Below are 9,313 nucleotides of genomic sequence, written 5' to 3' on the forward strand. Positions count from 1 at the left end.
GGTGAAGCCGAACAGGATCTCGGAGATCAGGCGAGTGACAATCATCGGGCGTGGACGTGGTCTGGGGCGTCAGGGGCGGAAGGCGGCGGCGCGCCGGGGGTGACGCATTGTAGAGCAAGCGTCTCCGTTTGCGGTGCAAAAAGGCAGATGTCCGGGGCGCCCGTGGCGAACCGCCGCGCCGCGTTGTCGTGAGCGGCGCGGCGGTGCCGATGCGCGCTTACGCGTCGCCCGGCTCCCACGCCGGCGGCCGCTTCGCGAAGAACGCCGCAAAGCCTTCCTTCGCTTCCGCCGTCGCACGTACACGCGAAATCGTCTGCGCGGTCAGCGCCGTGCGCGCATCGGACGGCGGATACTCGCCGATCGCGTCGAAGAAGCGCTTGATTTCCATCAGTGCGTTCGGGCCGTTGCGGCTCAGTTCGGCAAGCGTCTGTTCGAGTGCCTCGTCGAGCGCATCGCGCGGCACGGCTCGATGAATCAGGCCGATCCCGACCGCTTCGCCCGCGCTCAGCTGCGTCGCCGTCAACGCGAGCCGGCGCGCCTGCCGCTGACCGACCGCCTCCACCAGATACGGGCCGATCACGGCCGGCAGGATCCCGAAGCGCGCCTCGCTGACCGCGAAGCGCGCCTGGTCGCTCGCAATCACGATGTCGCAGGCCGCACAGAGGCCGACGCCGCCACCGAACGCATGTCCCTGCACGCGCGCCACGGTCGGTTTCGGGCACTGCCGGATCGCGCGCATCATCGCGGCGAAACGCTCCGCGTCGCGCAGGTTCGCCGCCGCGTCGTTCGCGCTCGCGCGCTGCATCCACTGCAGGTCGGCGCCCGCGCAGAACGCACGGCCGTCGGATCGCAGCACGATCGCGCGGACGTCCTCGCGCGTGCCGAGCACGGAAAACACATCGGTCAGTTCGGCGATCATCGTTTCGTCGAACGCGTTGAGCACGTCGCCGCGCTGCAGCGCAACGGTCGCGATGCCGCGCGCATCGACGGCGACGGCCAGCGTCTGAAGTTCTTCCATCATGCGGTCTTCCTCGAGTGGTACGTTGTGCCGGCGCGTGACGGCGCGCCGCTGCTGCGTCGTGTTGGCGCCCCGCTCATGCGTGGAACGATCGGCCGGCCGCATGCAACGCGGCCATGCGCGGCGACACGCGGTAGCGATCCTCGCCGTAGCCTGCGGCCAGATGCGCGAGCACGCGATAGATGCGCGGGATCCCGATCGCGTCCGCCCACACGAGCGGGCCGCACGGATAGTTCACGCCCTTTTCCATCGCGAGATCGAGATCGGCGGGCGAGCACACGCCCTGGTTCACCGTGTCGGCCGCTTCGTTCGCGAGCATCGCGACGGTGCGCATCACGATCATGCCCGGCACGTCGGCCAGGCTCACGACACGGAAGCCCGCCCGCTGGAACAGGCCGACCGCATCCGCATAGGCCGCGTCGCTGCACTGCAGCGCCCGCGTCAGCGCAACGAGCCCGGCCTGCGCGTAGTCGCGCGCAAGGTCGACGAGCACCAGGTCGGCGATGCCGGTTTGCGCCGCGCGCTCGGTCGCGGTGCGGCCGTCGGTCAGCGCGATCGACGCGCGGCCGGCCGTGGCGATCAGGTCCTCAGGATGCGCGTTTGCTTGCTTCGCACCGGCCACGCGTTCCGCGACGCGCGCACGCAGCGCTTCGGCGGGGCCCGCCTGAGCGAACAGCGTGATATCGGCGGGCGCGGCGCGATCCGGCTCGATGTCCGGCACCGGCGCCGCCGCACCGTCGCCATACGCATAGAAGCCGCGCCCGGACTTGCGTCCGAGAAAGCCGGCATTGACGAGTTCCTGCTGGATCAGCGATGGCGTGAAGCGCGGGTCGTTGAAGTACGCGCGGAAAACCGATTCGGTCACGGCGAAGTTGACGTCATGACCGATCAGATCCATCAGCTCGAACGGCCCCATCCGGAATCCGCCCGCTTCGCGCATCACCGCGTCGATCGATGCGGGCGTGCCGCCTTGCTCGTTGAGTACGCGCAGCGCCTCGGCGTAATAAGGCCGCGCGACACGGTTGACGATGAAGCCCGGCGTCGACCTCGCCATGACGGGCCGCTTGCCCCACGCGGCCGCGGTGTCGTAGAGCGCCTGCGCGACAGCGGGTGCAGTCGCGAGCCCGCTGACCACCTCGACGAGCGCCATCAGCGGCGCGGGATTGAAGAAGTGCAGCCCGGCGACGCGTTGTGGCACGCGCAGGCCGGCCGCGATCGACGTGATCGAGATCGACGACGTATTGGTGGCAAGCAGGCACGCGTCGTCGACATGACGTTCGAGCGTCGCGAAGATCTCCCGCTTGACGTCGAGCCGCTCGGCCGCGGCTTCGACGATCAGCGCCGCGCTCGCCAGGTCGGCGAGCGAGCGGACCGCGCTCACGCGGTTCGCGGCGGCCTCGGCCTGCGCCGGATCGAGCCGGCCCTTCTCGGCGAGCCGCGCGAAATTCGCGCGGATGCCGGCCAGCGCCTTGTCGCACGCCGCTTCGCTCAGGTCGTACAGCCGCACCGCGTGCCCGGCCGCCGCCGCGACCTGTGCGATCCCCGCGCCCATCGCGCCCGCGCCGATCACGCCGACGACCGCGGAAGGCGCGAGCGCGCCGGAATTCACCGAATGTGTAGAGGAAACCGTCATCGCGTGCGACTCTCTTCCGGAAGTAAGAATGCGCGGATTATAAACCGACCGGTCGGTAGATTTATATTGAGGCAAGCCTGTAATTGGCCCAAGTGCATCCTTCGCCAGATCCGAAATGCAAAATATTGACAACCATCCGGCACTTTTTCACATCCGAAAGGTCAATGAAAGCATTCGATTTCAGGATAGCGGCCGGCATTCGCCTGATAAAATCCGCGGAATCCTCGGGAATCAGCGGGCATCGCGTCCATACCGCCATCGCCGGCCGGTGTCGTCAGGCTCCGTTTCGGGGCGCCGCCATCCTGTCGGGCAGCAATCCGGCCCCTGTTTCCAGCGGCCAGCCGCATCGAACCGGTTCCTCACGCGACAGGCTCCCGCCCGCATCATCCGTTGCTTCGCGACGGCGAACCACACCGGTCTATTCCGGTGCCGCACGTTTTCCGCATCATCCTTCGCGTTCGGCGGATCTTCCGGCCGGGCTTCATACAACCCGCGGCGGCGCAGCGCGCGTCGCCGCCAGAATAAGGAAACCCACCATGCCGATCTCGTCCAAGATGCTCCCTCGCTGGACCCTCTGCGCCCCGCTCGCCGCCTGGGCGGTGCTCGCGCTGTCGCGCGTCACGCCGGTCGAAGGGTTCGTCGTCGCGATATTTGCCGCCGCGCTCGCCGGCGCAGTGTTCGCCGCCGTGCACCATGCCGAAGTCGTCGCCCACCGCGTCGGCGAGCCGTTCGGCACGCTGGTGCTCGCGGTCGCCGTCACCGTGATCGAAGTCGCGCTGATCGTGTCGGTGATGCTCGGGGCCGGCCCTGAAAAATCCGGCCTCGCGCGCGATACCGTATTTGCCGCCGTGATGATCGTCTGCAACGGCATCGTCGGCCTGTGCCTGCTGGTCGGCGGCTGGAAGCATGGCGAACAGGACTTCCAGGGCCGCGGCGCCAGCAAGGCGCTCGCAGTGCTCGCGTCGCTGTCGGTGTTGTCGCTCGTGATGCCGAACTATCTGAATGCCGCGCCCGGCCCGGTCCTGTCGAAATCGCAGCTGGCGTTCGCCGGCGTGTCGTCGCTGGTGCTGTACGGCGTGTTTGTGTTCGTGCAGACCGTGCGCCATCGCGACTACTTCCTCGCCGATCACAACACGGCGAACGAATCCGTGCATGCGGTGCCGCCGAGCAGCCGCACCGCGCTGACGAGCCTCGTGTTCCTGTTCGTCAGCCTGATCGCCGTGGTGCTCCTCGCGAAGCTGCTGTCGCCGGCGGTCGAACATGGGGTGATGAAGCTCGGCGCACCCGAAGCGGCGGTCGGCATCGTGATCGCCGCACTGGTGCTGCTGCCGGAAGGGCTCGCGGCGGTCACCGCCGCTCGGGCGAATCGCCTGCAAACCAGCATGAACCTCGCGCTCGGCTCGGCGCTCGCGAGCATCGGGCTCACGATCCCGACGGTCGCCGCCGTGTTCATCTATACCGGCCAGCCGCTCACGCTCGGCATCGGCGGGATGGAAACCGTGCTGCTGTCGCTGACGCTGCTCGTCAGCACCTTGACGCTGAGCACCGGCCGCACCACCGTACTGCAAGGCGTCGTGCACCTGTCGCTGTTCGCCGCCTACCTGTTCCTGTCGATCACGCACTGACGCCGGATCGTATGCCGGCCCGGCCTGCATCCGTCCGTGGCCGGCTCACGCCTGCCCGACGTGGTCCGACGAGTGCTCGATGGTCAGCCGGTCCAGCTCGCGCAGGTCGTTCTCCAGGGCGGGCGTCAGCGTCGTGCGCAGATGCTCGAGGAACGTGCGGATCTTCGCGTCGAGATAGCGGCGCGTCGCATAGACCGCATAGATGCTCAGCGTCTGCAGCCGGTACTCGGGCAGCACGCGGATCAGCCGCCCCTCCCGAATGTCGTCCAGCACCGTATACAACGCAATGCAGCCGATGCCGCGCCCCGCGCGCACGGCGACGCACAGCGCGTCCGGCACATTGACCTGGAACGGCGCGGGCGGCAGTTCGTATACCTGTTCCTCGCCGTCCTTGTGCTCGAGCCGCCATTCGCCGCCCGGCGAGGCGGGTATGTCGAGCCGCAGGCAGATGTGATCCGGCAAGTCGTCCGGCGTCTGCGGCGTGCCGTGCCGCTCGAGGTATTCGCGTGACGCGACGAGCACGCTGCAGCTGCTGCCGCAGGTCTGCGCGACGTATCCCGAATCGGGCAACTGCAAGGCCGATACGACCGACACGTCGTAACCCTCTTCCACGAGATTCGGCATCCGCTGCGCGAGCGTCAGCTCGACCGACACGTCCGGGTTGTCCTCCTGATAGCGCACGATCGACGACACGACGTGGCTCTGCCCGAGGCCCGTCATCGCATGGATACGCATCTTGCCGCTCGGCCGAAGCAGCGCGTTGCGCGCCTCCGCGTTCGCATAGTCGAGTTCCTCGAGGATCGACTTCGCGCGCTCGAAATACCGTTCCCCGCTCTCGGTCAGGCCAAGGTGACGCGTCGTGCGATGCAGCAGGCGCGTCTGCACATGCGCCTCGAGATTCGAAACGGCGCGCGACACCTGGGCGGTGGTCGCATCGATTTCCTTGGCGACTGCGGTAAAACTGCCGGCTTCGACAACGCGCACGAACAGGCGCATGTTTTCGAGCATGTCCATTGGATGGGCTTGGGGAATGTGTGTGGGAGAAGGGCGTGGCGCGCGCGTCAGATCCGGTACGAAGCCTGGTCGAGAACCATGCCGGGCCGACCACGGTGCCTGGGAACAGGTGAAAGAATGGGCATTGCGTGGGATCCAGACGTTCCGGAAATTTCACTGCCCGGATTGTACGCCGCTGCGACAAATTTGTGCAGGAACGCGAAGCAAGCTTTCATCCGATGAAGGTTGGCGGCGCGCCCATCGGGCATGCCGCCCGAACACGTTGATTCAGCGCGGTTTTTATATCACGTTGAGATACACTTCCGTCCATTCCGATATTTCTGCTACTTCTTTTCGGTCACCGATCCCATGTCGTCCGGCTCTTCCCCGTCGCGCCGCACGCTGCGGCAATGGCTGTACAGCTTTGCCCCGACCCCGATGACGCTCGGCTGGCGCGAGCGCCTGCGCGCCTGCGCCGGCGCGCTGGTCGGCATCGCGACGGTTGGCGTCACCATGCGTGTGCTGCCCGGCGTGCCCGGCCTCGTGCCGCTGCTGGTCGCGCCGATGGGCGCGTCGGCCGTCCTGCTGTTCGCGGTGCCCGCGAGCCCGCTCGCGCAACCGTGGTCGATCATCGGCGGCAACCTCGTGGCGGCGACGGTCGGCGTCGCGTGCGCCCAATGGATCGCCGATCCGGTCACGGCCGCCGCGGTGGCCGTCGCGTGCGCGATCGGCGGCATGTTTGCATTGCGCTGCGTGCACCCGCCGTCCGGCGCGGTCGCGCTCACGGCCGTGCTCGGCGGCCCGGCGATCCATGCGCTCGGCTTTCGCTTCGTGCTCGAACCGATCGCGCTGCAGTCGGCGATCCTGCTTTCCGCGGCGATCGTCTATCACGCGCTGACCGGGCACCGCTATCCGCACGGCGGCGCGCGGCCCGACGCGAAGCCGCAGGCGGGCAACGATACCGCACATGCACGCGCCGGCTTTACGCGTGCCGATCTCGACGCGGTGCTCAAGCGCCGCAGCGAATGGCTCGACGTCGATCCCGACGATCTCGAAACGCTGCTGCGTGAAACGGAAATGCAAGCGTACGCGCGCACGTTCGGCCAATTGACCGCCGCCGACATCATGACGCAGCCCGCGATCGGCATCGCACCGTCGACCCCTGTGCCCGATGCGCTCGCGCTGCTCGACCGGCATCGCATCAAGGCGCTGCCCGTGGTCGACGCAGAAGGCCGCCTCGACGGCATCGTCACGCGCGCCGACCTGACACAGCGGGCGCACGGACCCGCCGCACGCCGGCGACGGATATTCGCGCGCCTGTCACGGCGCATCGGCGGGACGCCGGCGCGCGTCGATACGGTGATGAGCAGGGATGTCGCTTCCGTGTCCCAGACGCTGCCGCTCGCGTCGCTCGTGCCGCTGTTCGCGCAGTCCGGCCACCACCACATCCCTGTCGTCGACGCCTCGTATCGGCTCGCCGGCATCGTCACGCAGTCCGACCTGATCACTGGCCTGCATCGGCAGGCGCAACGGCTCGAAGCCGCGTAGTCGCGCGGCGCATCGCAATGCGCCCACATACGTCATCTCGCGATATATTTTCCGCCGCCCTGTTTTCGACGACCGACGACGATGACCGATTCCCGACGCGCGCTGCACAAGACCGACTTCGAGCAGCTGTCCGAATTCCGCTATCAGATGCGCCGCTTCGAGCGCTTCTCCGAACGGGCCGCGCAAAGCGAGGGCGTGACGCCGCTGCAATACCTGCTGCTGCTGCATATCAAGGGCTACCCGCAACGCGAATGGGCGACGATCGGCGAACTCGCGGAACGCCTGCAGGCGCAGCACCACGGCGTCGTTGCGCTGGTCTCGCGCTGCGAGGCGCTCGGCCTCGTGAAACGCAGGACGAGCGAAACGGATCGCCGTCAGGTCGAAGTGCATCTCGAAGAAGCCGGCGAAACGCTGCTCGCGCGCCTCGCCGCCATGCACCGTGCCGAACTGAAATCGCTCACGGGCACCTTCCTGGTTCCCCAGATCGACCTCTGACAGCGAGAACACGATGCACGCCCCACACAAACGCGACTTCGCCCTCAACGACCGCCTGGCGCGTCCGATGCCCCCGCTCAGCTCGCGACGGCGTCTTGCATCCGTACGCGACAAGGGCTGAGTTGCACCGGGATGTTTTGCAGGCCGATGTGATCGATGGCTGCACAACGCGCGGTTCTGCGACATGGCAAGCGCTTTAACATCTTGTTTCGGAATCGCCGGAACATCGCGTGCACGGTGCAATCAGACTTTTGCAGGACGGCTTCACCATCTCAATCAATTACGATCCGAGGGACATCACGTGAAATACTTACCGCTCATCGCGTTGGCCGTGACCATTTCCGCCCATGCGGCCGATCCGTCGTCCGCCGTGCAAAACGTGGGACAAAGCCAGAAATCCACCCAGGAAGTATCGGCATGTATCGCGAAAGCCTGGGCAGACAAATCGCAACAGCAGGTCGTCTCGCAAAATGTGCTCGCGAACGGCCTTGCCACCGACGTCTACGTGCCCGGCCAGCAACCGCCGAACGGCGCGGCCGCGATGGTGCGTCCGGCCCAGGCCACCAACGCGAAAACGTGGGTCGGCTTCCGCGCCGGCAGCGGCGCCGACAGCGATGCCGCCGGCGCCATCAGCGCCTGCCTGTAACGCGTCTGACGGATGGCCTTGCGCCATCCCGATTGAAAAAGCGTCGTGCGCTTTTTCCGTGCGCCGCCGCATCCGTCGCGACATGCGTCGCATTCCGTCGACGGACAGCCCGCACGATGGAGTCGCGCACGTTCCGAGCGTCATCGGCGATCGGAACGTGCGCGACTCATCCTGTCAGAGATAGCTGCACACGTAGTCGAGCGTCTCCAGCACTTCGATGTCGAAACGGCTGTTGCCCGGCACCGAGAACGATTCGCCCGCGCCGTAGGTCTGCCATGCATCGCTGCCCGCGAGCCTGACGCGGCACTTGCCCGCCTGCACTTCCATCAGCTCCGGCGCTTCGGTACCGAAATTGAGCGCGCACGGCAGGATCACGCCGAGCGTCTTGCGCGTGCCGTCCGGAAACAGCACCGTATGCGATACACATTTGCCGTCGAAATATACGTTCGCTCGCTTGACGACCGAAACGTTGTCGAATTGGGTTGCAGTGGTCATGTCTCGTCTCTGATTGGCGCGATGTCTTGAGGGTCGGCCGGCATCGCCGTCGGCCGGCCGCTATGATACCGGCTCGCCGATGTCGCCCGTAACAGATGTCCGGCGGCCGCGATGCCGCGACGTGAACGTGCCGCCCATGCGTGCCTCCGCGGCCGGTCAAATCCCGCTCAAATCATATCGACCGATTCCGGATTGCCTGACGGCGCCGGCTCATCCGTGTCTGGCTCAGCGCAGCCCGTGCCGTCTTGCCGAATCGCGCAGACAATCGAGCAACATCGACGCGGCGGGCGTGAGCGGACTGTCGCGGCGCGTGATCACCTGCACCGACAGAGCCGGCAGCGTCTCGCGAATCGGCAGCACCGCGAGATGGTCGCGCGCCCATTCGGCTTCGAGCAGTTGCTCCGGCATCGACGCGATCAGGTCGGAACCCATGATCAGGCTGTGCGCGACCCCATAACTCGGACACTCGACGACCCGTGCCGGCACCGGCAATCCATGCGCGACGAAACAGTTGAACAGGACTTGCGTCGAGCTTTCCGGCGACGGATTCATCAGCCAGTCGGCATCGACGAGATCGGCAAGCGTCGTCGCCGACGCAAGCGGATGCCCGCGGCGCACGACGATCAGCGAGCGGCTCGCATACAGTTCCGCGTGATCGAATTCCGCCGCCAGCAATTCGGGCACGACGACCGCCACCGCAAAATCGAGCGTGCCGTCGTGCAGACGCGGCAACGCCACGCCCGGAAACCCTTCGATCAGGCTCACGCGCGCAATCGGGAAGCGCCGCCGGAACGCGCGAAACGCATCGGGCAGGATCGTCACCTTGAGGTTCTTGCTCTCGCCGACGCGCAGGGTGATGT

The 9,313-nt window shown here is 66.9% G+C and carries 9 protein-coding genes; 4 read left to right on the forward strand and 5 right to left on the reverse strand.

The window, feature by feature from the left end:
• Positions 1-217 precede the first annotated feature (217 nt).
• Positions 218-1,018, reverse strand: coding sequence for an enoyl-CoA hydratase-related protein (locus tag KH616_RS16330; RefSeq protein ID WP_292248151.1), 801 nt, complete (start codon positions 1,016-1,018; stop codon positions 218-220).
• 76 nt (positions 1,019-1,094) lie between these two features.
• Entirely contained in the window at positions 1,095-2,651 is a 1,557-nt protein-coding gene (locus tag KH616_RS16335) for a 3-hydroxyacyl-CoA dehydrogenase (RefSeq protein ID WP_292248130.1), read from the reverse strand.
• A gap of 536 nt (positions 2,652-3,187) precedes the next feature.
• Here KH616_RS16335 and KH616_RS16340 point away from each other — a divergent pair.
• Positions 3,188-4,276 carry an ionic transporter y4hA gene (locus KH616_RS16340; RefSeq protein WP_292248133.1) on the forward strand — a complete coding sequence of 363 codons (1,089 nt, stop codon included), beginning with the start codon at positions 3,188-3,190 and terminating at the stop codon, positions 4,274-4,276.
• Between the two features lie 45 nt (positions 4,277-4,321).
• On the opposite strand, the gene KH616_RS16345 is transcribed toward KH616_RS16340, so the two are convergent.
• The gene (locus tag KH616_RS16345) at positions 4,322-5,290 is read right to left on the reverse strand and encodes a LysR family transcriptional regulator (protein ID WP_292248136.1); all 969 of its coding nucleotides are present in this window, start codon (positions 5,288-5,290) and stop codon (positions 4,322-4,324) included.
• A gap of 348 nt (positions 5,291-5,638) precedes the next feature.
• Between KH616_RS16345 and KH616_RS16350 the strand changes: the two genes are divergently transcribed.
• The 3 genes from KH616_RS16350 (at position 5,639) to KH616_RS16360 (ending at position 7,958) form a co-directional block, all read left to right on the forward strand.
• A complete protein-coding gene (locus KH616_RS16350; protein WP_292248139.1) occupies positions 5,639-6,817 on the forward strand; it encodes an HPP family protein in 1,179 nt (392 codons plus the stop codon).
• 81 nt (positions 6,818-6,898) lie between these two features.
• On the forward strand, positions 6,899-7,312 hold the full coding sequence (locus KH616_RS16355; protein ID WP_292248142.1) for a helix-turn-helix domain-containing protein: 414 nt from the start codon (positions 6,899-6,901) through the stop codon (positions 7,310-7,312).
• 301 nt (positions 7,313-7,613) lie between these two features.
• Positions 7,614-7,958, forward strand: coding sequence for a hypothetical protein (locus KH616_RS16360; RefSeq protein WP_292248154.1), 345 nt, complete (start codon positions 7,614-7,616; stop codon positions 7,956-7,958).
• 174 nt (positions 7,959-8,132) lie between these two features.
• Here the strand turns inward: KH616_RS16360 and KH616_RS16365 are convergent, their stop codons facing one another.
• Both KH616_RS16365 and KH616_RS16370 read right to left on the reverse strand, forming a co-directional pair.
• On the reverse strand, positions 8,133-8,453 hold the full coding sequence (locus tag KH616_RS16365; RefSeq protein WP_292248145.1) for a pyrimidine/purine nucleoside phosphorylase: 321 nt from the start codon (positions 8,451-8,453) through the stop codon (positions 8,133-8,135).
• A gap of 225 nt (positions 8,454-8,678) precedes the next feature.
• Positions 8,679-9,313 (reverse strand): LysR substrate-binding domain-containing protein (locus KH616_RS16370; protein ID WP_292248148.1); only part of this gene is annotated, 635 nt, incomplete at its 5' end.

Source organism: Burkholderia sp. (assembly GCF_018375725.1).
In the GTDB taxonomy this organism is placed as follows: domain Bacteria; phylum Pseudomonadota; class Gammaproteobacteria; order Burkholderiales; family Burkholderiaceae; genus Burkholderia.